The organism is Mycobacterium sp. NGS67, assembly GCF_059812185.1.
This window is the reverse complement of the sequence record NZ_JCALCF010000008.1, coordinates 178294-194513: the sequence shown is the minus strand read 5'-3', so window position 1 is coordinate 194513 and position 16220 is coordinate 178294. Positions and strand designations below refer to the sequence as shown.

Here is a 16220-nt window from a genome sequence, read left to right as displayed (position 1 = left end):
GGGAAGTAGTAATCTCAAAACCGGTTACGACTTACGCGAGGGGGCCAGATGCTGGACACCGCCGCCGTGCTGGTGCAGATCGAGGCGATAAAGCAGCTCAAGGCCCGCTACTGCCGCTATCTGGACACCAAACGCTGGGACGACTGGCGGCGGCTCTTCACCGACGACTTCGTCAGCGATACCTCCCCGTCGGGCGGAAAGCTGATTACCGGAGCCGACGAGTTCGTGTCCTACGTCCGCGGCATGTTGGGCGACAACCCCACCGTGCACCAGGTGCACGCACCGGAAATCGAGCTGACGACCGCGACGTCCGCGACCGGGATCTGGGCGTTGCAGGACGTGGTCCGGCTGCGCCCGGGCATCAACCTCGAGGGCTACGGGCACTATCACGAAACCTACGAGAAGACCGACGCCGGATGGCTGATCAAGTCCTCGACCCTGACCCGGTTGCGTGAGGACGTGTTCAATCCACTGTTCTCCGTGCGCATTTCACCGCGGCTACGCGACGCCGGAGCCGCACTGGCCCGGAGGTTCGAGAAATGAGTGAAACAGTCGTCGTCACCGGCGCTTTCGGGCAGGTCGGCAGGAGAACCTGCGAAATCCTGCTGCGCCGCGGCCGGACGGTGATCGCAATGGATCTGCCCGGCGACAACGCAACCGCCACCGCCGCCGCACTCACCGAGGCCGGACATCCGGGCACGCTGATCACCGAACACACCGATCTCACCGATGCCGCCGCCGTCGCCGCCGTAGTCGGCCGCCATCAACCCGACGCGATCGTGCACCTCGCGGCTCTGGTCGCACCGCCCTCGTACCGCAACCCCGGACTGGCCCGCAAGATCAACGTCGGCGGCACCCGGAATCTGGTGACCGCCGCGCAGGCACTGAACGAGCCGTCGCTGTTCGTATTCGCCTCCAGCGCAGCGGTTTACGGCTCCCGCAACCCGCACCGCCACCCCGAACGGATCACCGCCGACACCCCGATCAACCCGATCGACCAGTACGGCGAGGACAAAGTTCTGGCCGAGCAGGTCATCACCGAAAGCTCGCTGCCGCACGCGATCTTGCGCTTGGCAGCGATCGTCTCACCCGATGGCGCCGCCAGCTTCGACGGCGACTACCTGGTGCTGGTGCGCTCCACACCCGTCGACAACCGGATGCATGCGACCGACGCCCGAGACGTCGCGCTGGCCTTCGCCAATGCGGTCGACCGTCGGGATGCGGTCGACGGCAAGGTGCTGATTATCGCCGGTGACGAAACCTGTGTCCTCACGATGAGCCAGATGCAGGACGACTTGATGGCCGCCGTCGGCCTCGGCCGACTGGGCCCGTCGATCGGTTTCCCCGGCAATCCGGACGACGACCGCGGCTGGGGTTTCACCGGCTGGTTCGACACCACCGAATCCCAAGCGCTGCTTCAGTTTCAGGAACACGACTGGCCCGAGACCGTCGCCTATGTCGCCGAGTCGATGGGTCGTCGCCGCTTGCTGCTCAAGGCGCTGGGGCCGGTGATCCGGGTGGGATTGCGCGGGTACTTCAAGCTGCTCGACAGGAGGGAACGCCGCGGACCCTACGCCGACCCGTGGCAGATGATCGCCGCCAAGTACGGCCAAGGCGCGCTGGCCAATCCGTCATGAAACCGAAGAAACTGGTCATCGGAGCCAGTGGCTTTCTGGGCTCGCACGTCACCCGCCAACTCGTCGAAGCCGGCGAAGACGTGCGGGTCATGTTGCGGAAGACCAGTTCCACCAAAGGCATCGACGATCTGACCGTAGAGCGTTGCTACGGCGATGTTTTCGACGATGAGGCACTGCAGGCGGCCATGGAAGGATGCGACGTCGTCTATTACTGCGTCGTCGACGCGCGCATGTGGCTGCGCGACCCCGCGCCGTTGTTCCGCACCAACGTCGAGGGCCTGCGGCACGTGCTGGACGCGGCGTTGGCCGCGGATCTGCGCAAATTCGTATTCACCAGCAGTACCGGAACATTGGCGATCAACGACCACCGCGTGGTCACCGAAGCCGATCCGCACAACTGGGACGACGGCGGCGCCTACATCGAATCCCGGGTGGCCGCCGAGAACCTGGTCCTGGGATACGCCCGCGAACGCGGTCTGCCGGCCGTCGCGATGTGCATCTCCACCACCTACGGACCGCGCGACCACGCGCCGACGCCACACGGCGGAGCCATCGCCCGGGTGGCCACCGGCAAGTTGCCGTTCTACATGGGCTTCTCGCTGGAGGTGGTCGGCATCGAAGATGCCGCGCGGGCAATGCTTCTCGCGGCCGACAAGGGCCGAAATGGGGAGCGTTACATCATCTCCGACCGCTACATCAGCACCAAGGAATTGCACGCGATCGCCGCCCGCGCCGTCGGCCGGCGTCCACCGCGGATCCCGATCCCGATGCCGATGCTGCGTGTCATGTCACGCATCAACGACGTCGCCGCCCGGCTGCTGGACCGCGACCTCCCGTTCGCCTACGTCGGAACCCGCATGGCGGAGCTGATGTCTCCGCTGGACCACAGCAAGGCCGAGCGCGAATTGGGTTGGCAGCCCGAGCCGGTCGAGGACTCGATCGTCAAGGCCGCGCGATTCTTCGCGGCGCAATCAGCGCGTCACTCAATGGCGGACCCTGCCAGCTTCTCCTCGTAGCGTCGCGCCCATTCGGCCCGCGGCCGGATCGACACGTCGACGTCGGCGGCGCCGGCCCGCAGCGCGCCCACAGTGGCTTCGGCTTTGGGCTTGCGGGCGAATGGATCCCAGCCGAAGAAGCGGCAGGAGTTCTGCCAGGTGATCTTGTCGATGTCGACGTCGTCGGCACCGACGGCGTCGAGTTCGGCCAGTACCTGCTCCGGGGCGTCGGGCCAGAAGCAGTCCGAGTGCGGGTAGTCGCATTCCCAGGCGATGATGTCGATGCCGATCTCGTGGCGCAACTTCAACGACGTCTTGTCGGTGACGTAGCAGGCCAACGAGTGCTCGCGGAACACGTCGCTGGGCAGCTTGTCACCGAAGTCGCGACGCAGCCACTTCTGGTTGGTGTAGTGCCGATCACTGCGGTCCAGATAGAAAGGGATCCAACCGATTCCGCCTTCGGAGAAGGCGAACTTCAGGTCGGGATAGTTGCGCATCGCCGGTCCCCACAGCAGATCCTGGGCACACATTGCCGAGATCTGGGTGGCCAGGATGATCAGGTTGTCGATGGGGGCGTTGGGCGCCATGCTGATTGCTCCGAAGCCGGTGCCGATATGCAGGCACATCACCACGTTGTGTTCCGACAGCGTCCGGAAAACCGGACCCCAGTACTCCTCGTCGTGGTAGCTCGGCAGACCTTCCAGGTGCGGCAGTTCCGGCATCGTGACCGCGCGACAACCCTTGGCGGCCACTCGGCGGATCTCCGCGCACATCGCGTCGACGTTCCAGGTCGGCAGGATGGCGATGGGGATGAAGCGGTCCGGATAGGAACCGGCCCATTCGTCGATGTGCCAGTCGTTGTAGGCGGACACCATCACCAACGTGACCTCCTCGCGGTGCATGTTGAGATGGCGTGCGGAGAACCCGGTGAACGTCGGGAAGCACATCGACGCGAGGATTCCGTTGCGGTTCATGTCGCGCACCCGCTCGTGCACGTCGTACACGCCCGGGCGCATCTCGGCGAAGCCCGCCGGGTCGCGGCCCCACTCCTCGGCGGGCCAGGACACCACGGCGTTCAGTCCGCTGACGCCCTGCGGCCTGCCCTGGTACATCCATTGATCGACGCCCTTGTCGTCGGTCACCACGATCGGCGCCTCGGGCTTGTACTTGGCCGGGACGTGGCGCAGGAACATGTCGGGGGGTTCGACGACGTGGTCGTCGATGCTCACCAGAATCATGTCGTCGACATGCATGTAAACACTCTCCTCTATCAGGCCAGTAGTTGATCGGCCGGACCGTCCCAGTGGTCCAGGTCGACGGCCTCGGCGAGCGGGCGGCGCCGTACCGGCCCGTGTCTGCCTGCCGGCCAGCCGATCACGATGTGCCCGGCCAGCATCCAGTTGTCAGGTACCCCCACCGCGTCGCGCAGCAGTTGCTCCCCGCCGTAAGACGCCCAACTGGTCATGCAGGCGCCCAGACCCTGGGCGCGGGCGGCCAGCAGGAAGTTCTGCATGGCCGGGAAGATCGAACCGCCGAGCAGCAGCTCCGACGCCGTCGGGTAGTGGATCTGCGCGAACAGCACGGACGTGAATTCGCCTGCCCGGTCGTGCAATTCGTAGGTCGCGCGGTTGGTTCGGGCGCGGCGGCTGTGATCGTCGGGATTCGGCCGGCTCATGCCGTAGACGGGTTCGATCACCTGCAGCGCCTGTGCCGCCGCCTTGGCCACCACGGCACGCTGTTCGGGTGAACGCAACACGACAAACCGCCACCCCTGCGCGTTGGCACCCGATGGCGCCCACCTGGCCGCGTCGAGACACCGGGTCAGCGTGGCGTCGTCGACGGGCTGGTCGGTGAAACGCCGGATGGTGCGAGCGGTCGACATCACCTCCCAGATGTCATCGCTTGACTGCGTCACTGCGTCACGGCTTCCTCGGGTCCAGGAACAGATCCAGGATCGGGTCGGTTCCACCGCCGTACCGGCTCAGGTCGGACTTGCCCGCTTGGCGCAATACGTCGGCATCGATCAGGCACTCGCCAGTGCTGGACCGGGCGGGCCGGGTCACGATCTCGACCGCCGCATCCGCCATGATCGCCGGGTCGCGCGATCTGGCGAGTTCCGTCTCGGCGGTCGGGGAATTGGCGACGGCGGCGGTGGCGATGTAGGTCTCGGGCCACAGGCAGTTGAAAGCTATTCCGGCGTCGGCATATTCGGCTGCCCAGCCCAGCGACAACAGGGTCATGCCGTATTTGGACAGGGTGTAGGAGGGATGCGCCCCGAGCCAGTGCGGGCTCAGGTTCAACGGCGGCGCGATCGTCAGGACATGCGGATTCTGTGATCGTCGCAGGTGCGGGAGGCTGGCTTTGGTCAGCAAGAAGGTGCCACGGATATTGATGTCCTGCATCAGGTCGAACTTCTTGGCCGACAGCGATTCGGTGCCTTCGGTGGCGATGGCGCTGGCGTTGTTGACGCAGATGTCGATGCCGCCGAACTCCCCGACCGCGTTGTCGACGGCGCGCTGGACATCCTCTTCGTTGCGGACGTCCCCCACCACCGCGAGCGCCCGGCCGCCGGCTTCCTCTATCTCGCGCGCCGCGGTGTATACGGTGCCCGGCAGTTTGGGATGCGGTTCGGCGGTCTTGGCGAGCAGCGCCACGTTGGCCCCGAGCCGGCCGAGCCCGAGGCCGATGGCCAGTCCGATGCCACGGCTTGCACCCGAAATGATCGCCGTGTGACCGGTCAGCGGCCCGCTGGATTCGCCGCTCATTGCTTCCGCCCCCTCCTTGGCACGTGCCTCAGTTGTGTCCCACGAGTCGGACCAGGTCGCTACAGCGTGACAGTTTAGGGAAAATCTGTAAAGTCAGGGTCCGGCCACCCCAACCTGAGCCAAGAACGGACAGCTATGAAAAACCCGCTACGGCAAGCACTCTCCGCCGCCGGGTTGGCCGCGCACCTAGGTCGCGGCGTCGGCCGCGTCGCTACGGACGCCCTGGTCGGTCGTCGCGCCGGACTGCCGCGCGACGTCGATCAGCTCGAACCTGCTGTCCTCTCCGACGTGATGGGTGCCCATGTCGACACGGTCACCGTCCTGGGCAACCACGCGGGGACGTCGTCGCGGGCGCGGCTGGCGCTGACCGGTGACGGGGTGCCGGAGTCGGTGTTCGTGAAGCTGACGGCGCAAACTGTCGCCACCCGGTTGATGGGTGAACTGGGCCGACTCGGCCACACCGAGGTGCGTTTCTACAGTCAGCTCGCCCCGCAGCTCACCGGAGTCCCGACGGCATACGGGACCGCCTTCGACCGGTGGACCGGCCGTTATCTGCTGGTCCTGGAGGACCTGCCCGCCGACGAGTGCGAGTTTCCTGACACCCTGCATCCGCTGTCGGTCGACCAGGCCGGGCTGATCGTCGAACTGCTGGCCGAGCTGCATGCGACGTTCTGGGAGCGGCTACCCGGCAACGGTCGCGGACCGTTGGGCTGGCTGTACACGCCCTCTGGCGACGTCACGTCCCTGCTGACCGGCTCGCTGATGAGCACCTCGATCAAGCGGCTCACCGAACGCACCGACATTGCCGTGGAGAACGGACGTTTCATCGCCGAGAACTACCCTGCCGTCGCCGCGATCCTCGACAGGCCGCCACACACCGTCATGCACGGCGACGCACACCCGGGCAATGTGTACTTCCGCGACGGCAAAGCCGGGCTGCTCGACTGGCAGGCGGTGCGCCGGGGCCACCCGTCGCGCGAGCTCGCTTACACGCTGGTGACCAGCCTGACGCCGCAGGACCGCATCGCCGCGCAACGCGACCTGCTCGATCACTACCGGCGTGCACTGGCCGCGGCCGGCGGACCCGATATGGACCGCGACGAGCTGTGGCTGCGTTTCCGCCAGGGTGCGCTGTACGCATACGTGGCCGCGCTGATCACCGCCGGGATGGGCGGGATGCAGGTCGAGGACATCGCACTGGAGGGCCTGCGGCGCAGCGTGGCCGCATTGGACGACCTCGAAACCGTTGCACTGCTCAAAGTTTCGCTGTAAGCGGCGACCGCCCGCTGCCACGTTGACCCCTCGAAGACCCTCGAAACCTGGGCCGGGCCCGGTTATGATAGGCACCAGTTGTTTCGTGCAGGTAAACATGCGCTCACACGGCCCGTCATCGCAAGAGAAGGAGTAACAAATGACGGCTCGACAACGGGGTCGCGTCGCTCTGGTACTCGCCAGCCTGGTAGCGGCCGCCGCGCTCGCGGTCACGCTCATTCATCCCGCCCGCGCCCACGTGCACCACGTCGCGCCGCCGGACAACCTTCCGCCATTGCTCACCCATTACGGCGCCATCGCCTACTCCCCGGACGGTGCCTCCGGCAAAGCGCGACGTCATCTCAGCAAGTTGGGCGCGGAGCAGGCGGCGCTGGAACGCTGCGGCTCCGCCGCGTGCACGGTGGTGAGCACCTTCACCCGCTGCGGCGCCGTTGCCCATGACGGGACGATCTATCACGGCGGGATCGGTCTGACGCGCCAAGCCGCCGAGCACCATGCCATCAGTAGCCTCGGCCGCGGATGGCCGGTCGACTGGGCATGCAACTGACCGCGTCCGCCCGGCACCGCTGAATTCCGCTTCCCGACAAGCGGATCGGGCACCCGCCACGCCGGCCCTACACTCCTGACTGTCCGCACTAGTCGCAAAGGAGTCCGGCATTGGACAGCGAGACATACCAGCGGGGACGGCAGATCCGCTCGGAAGTCCTGGGGAAGGCCTATGTCGACAAGGCACTGGCCGAAGCAGACGACTTCACCGGGCCGCTGCAGGATCTCGTCACCGAATACTGCTGGGGCGCGGTGTGGGGACGCGACGGACTGAGCCGCAAGACCCGCAGCATGCTGAACCTGGCCATGACCTCGGTGCTGAACCGGCCGCACGAGCTGCGCACCCACATCAGGGCCGCCTTGACCAACGGAGTCACGCGCGAGGAGATCCGCGAGATCTTCCTGCAGGTCGCCATCTACGCCGGAGTTCCGGCGGCGGTCGACAGCTTCCGCGCTGCCGGGGAGATCTTCGACGAGCTCGGCGAGAGCTGAAACCGTGGACATCGGCTTTATCGGGTTGGGCCAGATGGGATTTCCGATGGCGCGTCGGCTCGCCGAAGCGGGTCACCAGATAGTCGCCTTCGACACCAGCGCCATCGCTCTCGAGCGGGTCGCGGCCCTCGGCGCCCAGACGGCCTCCTGCGCGCGGGACGTCGCCGACAGAGCGGAGACTGTGCTGGCCAGTCTGCCGACGCCGGCCGCATCGCTCGCCGTGGCCACCGGCCCGGCCGGGGTCATCGAGGGCTCGCGAGTCAGACACTATGTCGACCTGTCCACCACCGGCAGCCACACCGCGCTGCGGATCCACGAGCTTCTTGCCCGTCGCGACATCGTCGTCATCGACAGCCCGGTCAGCGGTGGCGTCGGCGGCGCCGAGCGCGGCACGCTGGCGCTGATGGTGTCGGGCCCACGGGAAGCCTTCGACGCCGTCGCCGGCGTGCTCGAGACGCTCGGCCGTTCCTTCTACATCGGCGCCAAACCCGGCGCCGGGCAGACCATGAAGCTGGCGAACAACATCCTGGCGGCCAATGTGCTGGTCGCCACGGCAGAAGTGGTGGTGATGGGGGTCAAGGCGGGCCTGGACCCGGCGGTGATGATCGAGGTGCTCAACGCCGGTTCGGGCGGCACCAGCGCCAGCCGGGACAAGTTCCCCCGGGCGATCCTGCCGCGCACCTTCGATTACGGGTTCGCCACCGGGCTGATGGTCAAGGACGTCCGGCTCTACCTGGAGGAAGCACGCGCGCTGGGGGTGCCGACCGACCTGGCCGACGCCGTCGGACAGCTGTGGGAGGCCGCCGCCCGCCACCAGGGATTCGACTCCGACTTCACCGCGGTCATCAAGCCGTTCGAACAAGCGGCAGGCATCACCGTCGAGGCGGCGGAGCCCCCGCAATAAGTTACATCCGACGCCGAGAATGTTATTATCCGCTGAGAAGAACTACACTTGCAGGCGAGCCATAAAATGTGCTGCTACCTGGACAGATGAGTAACCGAAATGCTTACCGGAAATCCGTTGAGGGATGGCGAGGCCGAATGTTAGGTTGTCTATCATATGACCTGGCCGAGCCTGGTCCCGCCGGTGCCGGAGGGTGGCAATCGTGATCGAAGATGCTGACGGAGTCCGCACGCCGGTCATCGACGCCAGCGTGCACATCTTCTTTCCGTCCAACAAAGACCTGCGCAGCTTCCTGCGCGAGCCGTTCAAGAGCCGTGGTTTCCCCGACTACGAAAACGACTGGTACGGCGCGCCGGGCGGCGAGTACGCACCCAACACCAAAGGGCCGGAACGCGGCCGCAGCTATCCGGGTTCGGATCCCGAATTCGTTGCCCGCGAACTGTTTTCCAAGCGCGGGGTGGATGTGGCGATCCTGCACCCGATGGGTCGCGGGATCATGCCGGACCGGCATCTGGGCAGCGCGCTGCACGCGGCGCACAACGAGATGATGGTCTCGCGCTGGCTGGAGCACGACGAGTTCGGCGAACGGTTCCGGGGCACCATCCGGGTCAATCCCGACGACGTCGCCGGCGCGCTGCGCGAGATCGGGAAGTACCGGGACCACCCGCGGGTGGTTCAGCTCGGTCTTCCGCTGCAATCCCGCGAGGTCTACGGCAAGCCGCAGTTCTGGCCGTTGTTCGAAGCTGCCGTCGACGCCGGCCTGCCGATCGCGGTGCACATCGAGTCCGGGTCGGGCATCGGCTTCGCCCCGACGCCGTCCGGCAATACCCGCACCTACGAGCAATACGTCAGCTTCATGGCGCTGAACTACCTCTATCACCTGATGAACATGATCGCCGAGGGCGTATTCGAACGCTTCCCCGGCCTGAAATTCGTCTGGGCCGACGGCGCCGCCGACTTCGTGACGCCGTTCATGTGGCGGATGGACACGTTCGGCCGGCCGCACCTGGAACAGACGCCCTGGGCCCCGCGGATACCGAGTGACTACCTGCCCGGCCACGTCTATTTCGTGCAGGGTGCGCTGGACGGACCCGGCGACGTCGAGTTCGCCGGCGAATGGTTCGGCTTCACCGGCAAGGACGACATGGTGATGTTCGGCTCCAGCTATCCGCACTGGCAGTGCGGTGATATCCGCAAGCTGCCCAAGGCGCTTTCGGACGAACAGCGCGAGAAGGTGTGTTGGCGCAACGCGGCGCAGCTCTACGGCATAGACATCCCCGCCGGGGTGGGCGCACAGTAGAAAAGACGGGCCAGACCGAGGAGATTGAGATGACCGTGACGTCTTCCACGCATTCGCAGGAGCGGGTTCCGCCCGCCGAGCGCATAGCCGTCCGATGCGTCGACTCCGATGTCCACCCGGCGCCCAAGCGCGGCGAACTCCTCCCCTACATCCCGGAACCGTGGCGCAGCAAGTACTTTCTGACCCGCACCGTCGGTGAGCAGATTTACTACGACGCCCCGGATTACGCGCACAGCTATGCGATGCGGGTGGACTCGTTCCCGCCCAACGGCGAGTTCCCCTGCAGCGACCCGGACCTCGCTTTCCGCCAGCTGATCATGGAGGCCGGCTCGGACATCGCGATCCTGGAACCGGCGGCTTATCCGGCTCGCATCCACGAGGCGCAGCACGCCATGTCGGTGGCGCTGAACGACTGGCAGGCCAATCACTGGCTGGATAGCCACAACAACTGGCACCAGCGCTGGCGCGGGTCGATCTGCGCCGCGATTGAGGACCCGGAAGCAGCGGTGCGCGAGATCGAACGCTGGGCGGGGCACCCGTACATGGCGCAGATCCTGATCAAGGCCGAGCCGCGGCCGTCCTGGGGTCACCCCAAATACGACCCGATCTGGGCGGCCGCCACCAAACACGACATCACGGTGAGCTGCCACCTGTCCCGCAGCCACTACGAGGAGCTACCGACACCCCCGGTAGGTTTCCCCAGCTACAACCACGACTTCATGGTCACCTACTCGTTGTTGGCCGCCAACCAGGTGATGAGCCTGATCTTCGACGGCGTGTTCGACCGGTTCCCCACCCTGCGGATCGTTTTCGTCGAGCACGCGTTCACCTGGATCCTGCCGCTGATGTGGCGGATGGACGCCATCTACGAGGCACGCAAGTCGTGGGTCGACATCAAGCGCAAACCGTCCGAATACGTCAAGGACCACATCAAATTCACCACCCAGCCGCTCGATTACCCCGAAGACAAGACCGAGCTGACCCGTGCGCTGGAGTGGATGGAGTGCGAGAAGATCCTGCTGTTCTCCTCGGACTACCCGCACTGGACGTTCGACGACCCGCGCTGGCTGGTCAAGCACCTGCCCAAAGCGGCCCGCGACGCGGTGATGTACAAGAACGGCATCGCGACATACCACCTCCCCGAGACCGTGCCGGTGCTCGAGGGACAAGTTCGGGTGCTCTGAGTTGACAGCTGAAGACAACGGGGCGGTGCGAAGCCCCCAGCCCCGCCTCGCCCAGGGCCGCGAGCATGTGGTGGCAACCGTCGACGAAATCCCGCCCGGCACACACAAACTCGTGCCGATCGGACGTCACGGCGTCGGCGTCTACAACGTCAACGGCACCTTCTACGCGATCGCGAATTACTGTCCCCATCAAGGCGGCCCGCTGTGCTCGGGGCGGGCCCGCGGTCGCACCGTGGTCGACGAGTCGGCTCCCGGCGACGCCGTGATGGTGCGCGATCTGGAGTTCATCTACTGCCCCTGGCACCAGTGGGGTTTCGAGCTGGCGACGGGTACCACCGCGGTAAAGCCGGAGTGGAGCATCCGCACCTATCCGGTCCGCGTGATCGGTAATGAAGTGTTGGTGATGGCGTGATGGCGCAGGAGAATCGGGTGTCCACGGTCGAGGTCAACGGCGGCAACGTAGTCTACGAAATCCTCGGCGACTCAGGCGATCTCATCGTAATGACGCCGGGCGGCCGATTCAGCAAGGACGTGCCGGGACTGCGCCCGTTGGCCGAGGCGCTGGTCGCCGGAGGGTACCGCGCGCTGCTGTGGGACCGTCCCAATTGCGGCGCCTCCGACGTGCAGTTCTACGGGCAGAGCGAGTCGCACATGCGCGCCGAGACGCTGCACGGTCTGCTGCGGGCGCTGGGCGTCGAACAGTGCATTCTGGCGGGAGGCTCTGGCGGAGCACGAGATTCGATGCTCACCACCATGCTCTACCCCGAACTGGTCAAGAAGCTGGTGGTGTGGAACATCGTCGGCGGCGTCTACGGCACCTTCGTGCTGGGTTCCTACTACGTGGTTCCCAGCATCCTCGCGGTCCGCGGCACCGGCATGGACGGCGTGACGAAGGTGGCCGAGTGGCGTGAGCGAATCGAGGAGAACCCGGCCAACAAACAGCGGTTCCTCGACTTCGACAACGCCGAGTTCCTCAAGGTGATGATGCGCTGGCTCAACGCGTTCGTGTCCAAGCCGGGACAGACCATCCCGGGCGTCGAAGACGAGATGTTCGACCGCATCAAGGTTCCCACGCTGATCATCCGCGGCGGCGAGAACGACCTCGACCACCCGAAGCGCACGTCGCTGGAAGTCAGCTGTTTGATCAAGGGATCCACGCTGATCGATCCACCGTGGCCCGAGGACGCCTGGGAGCGGGCATCGGAAGATCGCGCGGCCGGCCGGGTCACGCACTTCAACATGTTCGACACCTGGGTGCTGGCCGCGCCGCCGATCCTCGAATTCCTGGGCAGCACATGAGGTCAGCGGGTGCGGATGTGGACCTCGCAGTTCAGCGATGCCTCGAGTGCGGTGTGGATGCGGCTCTCGGGAATCCGGTCGAGGTCTTCTTCGCGCAACGTGACGTAGACGATGTCGTAGCCGTCCCCGCCGGGCTCGCGCACGACTTCGCCGCGCAGGCCGAACCCAGACAACACGCCGTGGGCGTCGTCGTCGGTACCACGACTGACGAAGGTGACCACGCCGGCCGCCGGATCGGTGTCGAAAGCTTTGCGGCACAAGTCGATTGCCAGATTCATAGTGGCATCGACGTCCTCGCCGGCAATCAGCATCTCGACCTCACGCCGGGCCGGTGGTCTGCTGGGCAGATCGATTTCCACCACGTCGGCACCGCGCTGACGGGTCAGATCGAGGAGCGTTGCCATGCCCTCAGCTAGCTGCGACGGTGTCAGGACACCGGTCGGGTCGACGTTGACGCGCACCACCGCAGTCCGCATGCGGGCAAGCCTAACCGCAACCAAGACGGGTTAGCCGATGCAGACCAAGTCCACCGTCGTGACCGCAGCCTGGCCCGGTTGCCCGCCGCGGCTGCTGACCACAGAGTCCGCCGTCGAGGACCTGACGGCATATCGCGAACGCGGCGGCTACCGGCCACTCGTCGACGTCGAGGAGTTGCTGGCCGAAGTCGAGAGCAGCGGACTGCGGGGCCGCGGCGGCGCGGGTTTCCCACTCGCGGTCAAGTTGCACACGGTGCGCAACAACGGCCGCATCAGCGGAGGCGCGATCGTAATCGCCAATGGTGAAGAGGGAGAACCGGCTTCGGTCAAGGACCGGTGGCTCCTTCGCCACCGGCCACACCTTATTCTGGACGGTCTGCGGTTGGCCGCGGCCGTCGTGGCCGCCGAAGGCGCCTACGTCTACGTGTCGGACCCGGAGTCGGCACGCAGCGTCGAAACCGCCATCAGCGAACTCGACTCGGCCACGTTGAGCATCGAGGTGCGCTCGGTGCAGCCCGGCTACGTCGCCGGCGAGGAGACCGCCGCGGTCAACGCGATCAACGGCGGCCCTACCAAGCCCACGGACAAGCCACCGCGGCCGTTCGAAGTCGGCGTCGGCGGCCGACCCACCCTGGTGAGCAATGTCGAGACACTGGCCAATCTGGTTTACCTGCAGGCCCACGGTGCCGCGGAGTTCCGTGCCCAGGGCACGGCCCAGTCACCCGGCACGTTCCTGGCCACCGTCACCGGAGCCGGCCGTCCGACCGTGCTCTACGAACTGCCCCACGGTCTCCCGTTCGCCGATCTCCTTGCGCTCCACGGTGTTTCACCCGACGAGCTACGCGGTGTCCTGATGGGCGGTTACTTTGCCGGGCTGCTCAATCGCCGCGTACTGCAGACCACGCTGGACCACGAGGCGATCAGAGAGCTCAACAGCGGATTGGGCAGTGGCGCAATCTCGCTCATCGTCGGCGAGTGCCCGGTCGCGGTCGCCGCCGCGGTGCTGGCGTATTTCGACCGGGAGAACGCCGGCCAGTGCGGTTCCTGCTTCAACGGCACCGCGGCGATGGCGGCCGCCGCCGGTGCGCTGCGCGACGGGGTGGCGACCGCCGAGGACGTGGACCGGTTGCGTCGCTGGTCGGTGGTGTTACGCGGGCGCGGCGCTTGCGGGACCCTGGATGCCGCCTGCAACGCCGCGGCATCCCTGCTCGAGGAGTTCCCCGACGAAGTGGCCCGTCACCTCGAGGGCGCCTGCCCGGACTGCCGGGACGACGCGTATCGCGCCGAACGTCCGTACCTGGCAATGGAAACGGATGGTTGAATTATGAAGATCCGTCTGGACCGCACCATCTGCGACGGCTTCGGATTGTGCGCCAAGCACGCCCCTGACTACTTTTCGCTCGACGACTGGGGATATGCGTGCCTGGTGGGCGACGGCGACGTACCGCAGCAGGACCGCGACGCGGTGCTGCGGGCGCTGCTGGACTGCCCGGTGCACGCCATCACCGAGGTCGGCGAGCCCCGGCCGAGCACCCCGCGCCCGGAGTTGCATGACGAGGACGATCCCGCCTCGCGCGTCAAAACCGAAGCCAACGAGGCCGAGTGGGGATTCATCCGTTGAACAGGTGCGCCGGACTGACTGCCTTGGTGACCGGCAGCAGCCGGGGCCTGGGCAAGGCGATCGCGGCGCGGCTGGCGGCCGAGGGTGCCACCGTAACCATCACCGGACGGACCTACGAGCCGGATCCGAAATATCAAGGGTCGCTGCGAGAGACGCTCGCCGAGATCACCGCCGAGGGCGGCTCGGCGATCGCGGTCCAGGCGGACCTGTCCAAAACCGAGGAACGCGAGCGGCTGTTCGCCGAAGTCGTCGACCGCATCGGCGCGCCCGACATCCTGGTCAACAACGCGGCGGTGACGTTCCTGCGGCCGCTGGACACGTTCCCGGAGAAGCGGGTGCGCCTGATGATGGAGATGCACGTCCTCGCGCCGTTGCACCTCACCCAGCTGGCCATCCCGGCGATGCGGGAGCGCCGCCGCGGCTGGGTGCTCAACGTGACCTCGGTCGGTGGCGACCTGCCGTCGGGTCCGCCCTTCGACGAATTCGACCGCGGCGCCGGATTCGGGATCTACGGCACGGTCAAGGCCGCGCTGAACAGGCTCACCAAAAGCCTCGCCGCAGAACTGTATGACGACGGCATAGCGGTCAACGCGGCCGCGCCGTCCAAACCGGTCGCGACGCCGGGTGCCGGCACCCTGGATCTGGCCAAGACCGACACCGAAGACATCGGCCTGATCACCCAGACCGCGCTCGAGTTGGTCACGTGCGACCCCGCGTCGACGACCGGACGAATCGCTCACACCCAGACCTTCCTGCGCGAAATCGGATGGCTGGACTGACTCTCGATGCGCTGCGCGGGCGGCTGCCCGACGTCGCGGATCTGCGCCCGCTGACCGGCGGGGCCTCCAGCCTGACGTACTCCGGAAGCCGGGCCGGCCGTCGCGTGGTGATCAAGGTGGCTCCGACCGGCATGGCACCCGTCGGGCATCGCGATGTGCTCCGCCAGTGCCGCATCATCAGGGCGCTGGAGCCGACGCCGGTACCCGTCCCCGAGGTGCTGTGGGAGGACCCCGGCGAGCCCCCGCTGTTCGTCATGTCGTGGGCGGAGGGCAGTTCACTGGAACCCCTCTACGATCTCGGCGACGCCCCCGAGAACGAAACCGTGGTGGCCGCGCGGTACCGAGACGCGGCGGCAACCATGGCCGCGTTGCACCGGATCCAACCGGCGACCATCGGCTTGCAAGACGAACCGATCGTGGGGATTGAGGCCGAAATCGCGCGCTGGTGCGCGGCATTGGAGACCGTGGATCCCGCGTTGGCACCCGGCTGGCGGGACGTGGTTGCCGCAGTGCGGGATTCGGCGCCCTCGCCGATACCTCCCGCTGTGGTGCACGGTGATTTCCGGCTCGGCAACCTGCTGGCCGTCGAAGGCCGCGTCACCGCTGTGATCGATTGGGAGATCTGGTCGGTAGGCGACCCGCGCATCGACGCCGGATGGTTCCTGATCAACAGCGACCCGGCAACGTACCGGCGCACCACGCCGTACGTAGGCCGCACCCCCCCGGTTACCGAGTTGGCCGCGATCTACCAAGCCGAGCTGGGATATCCGGTACCCGACCTGGGCTGGTTCCAGGCCTTGGCCTGTTTCAAGTCCGTGGCCACCTGGTCGTTGATCGTCAAACACAACCGGCGGCGGGAGCGACCGGATGCCGGCCTGGAAGCAATGTCAGACGCGTTGCCGCACTTGCTGTCCCGCGTCCTGGCCCACCTATGACGCCGAGTGGGAATC

The 16220-nt window shown here is 66.5% G+C and carries 19 protein-coding genes; 15 read left to right on the top strand and 4 right to left on the bottom strand.

Features of this window, described 5'->3' with window-relative positions; genetic code table 11:
• Nucleotides 1-48 precede the first annotated feature (48 nt).
• From AC5Y4D_RS10135 to AC5Y4D_RS10125, 3 genes are read left to right on the top strand one after another with little or no spacing between them, the layout of a single operon-like run.
• Nucleotides 49-543, top strand: coding sequence for a nuclear transport factor 2 family protein (locus AC5Y4D_RS10135; protein WP_500037093.1), 495 nt, complete (start codon nucleotides 49-51; stop codon nucleotides 541-543).
• Nucleotides 540-1637 (top strand): NAD-dependent epimerase/dehydratase family protein, encoded by a 1098-nt coding sequence (locus AC5Y4D_RS10130; protein ID WP_500037092.1) that lies wholly within the window; start codon nucleotides 540-542, stop codon nucleotides 1635-1637. Before AC5Y4D_RS10135 ends, AC5Y4D_RS10130 begins: the two co-directional genes overlap by 4 nt.
• Nucleotides 1634-2653, top strand: coding sequence for an NAD-dependent epimerase/dehydratase family protein (locus tag AC5Y4D_RS10125; protein ID WP_500037091.1), 1020 nt, complete (start codon nucleotides 1634-1636; stop codon nucleotides 2651-2653). The genes AC5Y4D_RS10130 and AC5Y4D_RS10125 overlap by 4 nt, the downstream gene beginning before the upstream one ends.
• Here AC5Y4D_RS10125 and AC5Y4D_RS10120 read toward each other — a convergent pair.
• Genes AC5Y4D_RS10120 through AC5Y4D_RS10110 form a run of 3 tightly spaced genes read right to left on the bottom strand, consistent with a single transcriptional unit; the run spans nucleotide 2617 to nucleotide 5397 of the window.
• Nucleotides 2617-3885, bottom strand: coding sequence for an amidohydrolase family protein (locus tag AC5Y4D_RS10120; RefSeq protein ID WP_500037090.1), 1269 nt, complete (start codon nucleotides 3883-3885; stop codon nucleotides 2617-2619). The genes AC5Y4D_RS10125 and AC5Y4D_RS10120 overlap by 37 nt on opposite strands.
• Nucleotides 3886-3902: 17 nt before the next feature.
• Entirely contained in the window at nucleotides 3903-4514 is a 612-nt protein-coding gene (locus AC5Y4D_RS10115; RefSeq protein ID WP_500037117.1) for a nitroreductase family protein, read from the bottom strand.
• A gap of 37 nt (nucleotides 4515-4551) precedes the next feature.
• Entirely contained in the window at nucleotides 4552-5397 is an 846-nt protein-coding gene (locus AC5Y4D_RS10110; protein ID WP_500037089.1) for an SDR family oxidoreductase, read from the bottom strand.
• Between the two features lie 135 nt (nucleotides 5398-5532).
• Here AC5Y4D_RS10110 and AC5Y4D_RS10105 point away from each other — a divergent pair, with 135 nt between their 5' ends.
• The 8 genes from AC5Y4D_RS10105 to AC5Y4D_RS10070 all read left to right on the top strand — a co-directional run bounded on the left by AC5Y4D_RS10105 (nucleotide 5533) and on the right by AC5Y4D_RS10070 (nucleotide 12394).
• On the top strand, nucleotides 5533-6669 hold the full coding sequence (locus AC5Y4D_RS10105; RefSeq protein WP_500037088.1) for a phosphotransferase: 1137 nt from the start codon (nucleotides 5533-5535) through the stop codon (nucleotides 6667-6669).
• A 139-nt stretch (nucleotides 6670-6808) separates the two neighbouring features.
• Nucleotides 6809-7216 (top strand): DUF4189 domain-containing protein, encoded by a 408-nt coding sequence (locus AC5Y4D_RS10100; RefSeq protein ID WP_500037087.1) that lies wholly within the window; start codon nucleotides 6809-6811, stop codon nucleotides 7214-7216.
• 110 nt (nucleotides 7217-7326) lie between these two features.
• Nucleotides 7327-7707 carry a carboxymuconolactone decarboxylase family protein gene (locus AC5Y4D_RS10095; protein WP_500037086.1) on the top strand — a complete coding sequence of 127 codons (381 nt, stop codon included), beginning with the start codon at nucleotides 7327-7329 and terminating at the stop codon, nucleotides 7705-7707.
• 4 nt (nucleotides 7708-7711) lie between these two features.
• Nucleotides 7712-8611: an NAD(P)-dependent oxidoreductase gene (locus tag AC5Y4D_RS10090; RefSeq protein ID WP_500037085.1), complete on the top strand. Its 900-nt coding sequence runs from the start codon at nucleotides 7712-7714 to the stop codon at nucleotides 8609-8611.
• A 202-nt stretch (nucleotides 8612-8813) separates the two neighbouring features.
• The gene (locus tag AC5Y4D_RS10085; RefSeq protein ID WP_500037084.1) at nucleotides 8814-9911 is read left to right on the top strand and encodes an amidohydrolase family protein; all 1098 of its coding nucleotides are present in this window, start codon (nucleotides 8814-8816) and stop codon (nucleotides 9909-9911) included.
• A 29-nt stretch (nucleotides 9912-9940) separates the two neighbouring features.
• Nucleotides 9941-11095, top strand: a complete 1155-nt coding sequence (locus AC5Y4D_RS10080) for an amidohydrolase family protein (RefSeq protein WP_500037083.1) — start codon at nucleotides 9941-9943, stop codon at nucleotides 11093-11095.
• Nucleotide 11096: 1 nt separating this feature from the next.
• A complete protein-coding gene (locus tag AC5Y4D_RS10075; protein ID WP_500037082.1) occupies nucleotides 11097-11507 on the top strand; it encodes a Rieske (2Fe-2S) protein in 411 nt (136 codons plus the stop codon).
• The gene (locus tag AC5Y4D_RS10070) at nucleotides 11507-12394 is read left to right on the top strand and encodes an alpha/beta fold hydrolase (protein WP_500037081.1); all 888 of its coding nucleotides are present in this window, start codon (nucleotides 11507-11509) and stop codon (nucleotides 12392-12394) included. The genes AC5Y4D_RS10075 and AC5Y4D_RS10070 overlap by 1 nt, the downstream gene beginning before the upstream one ends.
• A 2-nt stretch (nucleotides 12395-12396) precedes the next feature.
• On the opposite strand, the gene AC5Y4D_RS10065 is transcribed toward AC5Y4D_RS10070, so the two are convergent.
• Nucleotides 12397-12870: a hypothetical protein gene (locus tag AC5Y4D_RS10065; protein WP_500037080.1), complete on the bottom strand. Its 474-nt coding sequence runs from the start codon at nucleotides 12868-12870 to the stop codon at nucleotides 12397-12399.
• Between the two features lie 37 nt (nucleotides 12871-12907).
• Between AC5Y4D_RS10065 and AC5Y4D_RS10060 the strand changes: the two genes are divergently transcribed.
• From AC5Y4D_RS10060 to AC5Y4D_RS10045, 4 genes are read left to right on the top strand one after another with little or no spacing between them, the layout of a single operon-like run.
• Nucleotides 12908-14191 carry an NADH-ubiquinone oxidoreductase-F iron-sulfur binding region domain-containing protein gene (locus AC5Y4D_RS10060; RefSeq protein ID WP_500037079.1) on the top strand — a complete coding sequence of 428 codons (1284 nt, stop codon included), beginning with the start codon at nucleotides 12908-12910 and terminating at the stop codon, nucleotides 14189-14191.
• Between the two features lie 3 nt (nucleotides 14192-14194).
• Nucleotides 14195-14491 (top strand): ferredoxin, encoded by a 297-nt coding sequence (locus AC5Y4D_RS10055; protein WP_499946429.1) that lies wholly within the window; start codon nucleotides 14195-14197, stop codon nucleotides 14489-14491.
• On the top strand, nucleotides 14488-15270 hold the full coding sequence (locus AC5Y4D_RS10050) for an SDR family NAD(P)-dependent oxidoreductase (protein WP_500037116.1): 783 nt from the start codon (nucleotides 14488-14490) through the stop codon (nucleotides 15268-15270). Before AC5Y4D_RS10055 ends, AC5Y4D_RS10050 begins: the two co-directional genes overlap by 4 nt.
• Nucleotides 15258-16205: a phosphotransferase family protein gene (locus tag AC5Y4D_RS10045; RefSeq protein ID WP_500037078.1), complete on the top strand. Its 948-nt coding sequence runs from the start codon at nucleotides 15258-15260 to the stop codon at nucleotides 16203-16205. The genes AC5Y4D_RS10050 and AC5Y4D_RS10045 overlap by 13 nt, the downstream gene beginning before the upstream one ends.
• Nucleotides 16206-16220: the final 15 nt, after the last annotated feature.

Excerpts from the sequence above, each read along its gene's own strand:
- AC5Y4D_RS10135 (WP_500037093.1), top strand. The coding sequence starts at position 49 with ATGCTGGACACCGCCGCCGTGCTGGTGCAGATCGAGGCGATAAAGCAG.
- AC5Y4D_RS10130 (WP_500037092.1), top strand. The coding sequence starts at position 540 with ATGAGTGAAACAGTCGTCGTCACCGGCGCTTTCGGGCAGGTCGGCAGG.
- AC5Y4D_RS10125 (WP_500037091.1), top strand. The coding sequence starts at position 1,634 with ATGAAACCGAAGAAACTGGTCATCGGAGCCAGTGGCTTTCTGGGCTCG.
- AC5Y4D_RS10120 (WP_500037090.1), bottom strand. The coding sequence starts at position 3,885 with ATGCATGTCGACGACATGATTCTGGTGAGCATCGACGACCACGTCGTC.
- AC5Y4D_RS10115 (WP_500037117.1), bottom strand. The coding sequence starts at position 4,514 with ATGTCGACCGCTCGCACCATCCGGCGTTTCACCGACCAGCCCGTCGAC.
- AC5Y4D_RS10110 (WP_500037089.1), bottom strand. The coding sequence starts at position 5,397 with ATGAGCGGCGAATCCAGCGGGCCGCTGACCGGTCACACGGCGATCATT.
- AC5Y4D_RS10105 (WP_500037088.1), top strand. The coding sequence starts at position 5,533 with ATGAAAAACCCGCTACGGCAAGCACTCTCCGCCGCCGGGTTGGCCGCG.
- AC5Y4D_RS10100 (WP_500037087.1), top strand. The coding sequence starts at position 6,809 with ATGACGGCTCGACAACGGGGTCGCGTCGCTCTGGTACTCGCCAGCCTG.
- AC5Y4D_RS10080 (WP_500037083.1), top strand. The coding sequence starts at position 9,941 with ATGACCGTGACGTCTTCCACGCATTCGCAGGAGCGGGTTCCGCCCGCC.
- AC5Y4D_RS10070 (WP_500037081.1), top strand. The coding sequence starts at position 11,507 with ATGGCGCAGGAGAATCGGGTGTCCACGGTCGAGGTCAACGGCGGCAAC.
- AC5Y4D_RS10065 (WP_500037080.1), bottom strand. The coding sequence starts at position 12,870 with ATGCGGACTGCGGTGGTGCGCGTCAACGTCGACCCGACCGGTGTCCTG.
- AC5Y4D_RS10060 (WP_500037079.1), top strand. The coding sequence starts at position 12,908 with ATGCAGACCAAGTCCACCGTCGTGACCGCAGCCTGGCCCGGTTGCCCG.
- AC5Y4D_RS10055 (WP_499946429.1), top strand. The coding sequence starts at position 14,195 with ATGAAGATCCGTCTGGACCGCACCATCTGCGACGGCTTCGGATTGTGC.
- AC5Y4D_RS10045 (WP_500037078.1), top strand. The coding sequence starts at position 15,258 with ATGGCTGGACTGACTCTCGATGCGCTGCGCGGGCGGCTGCCCGACGTC.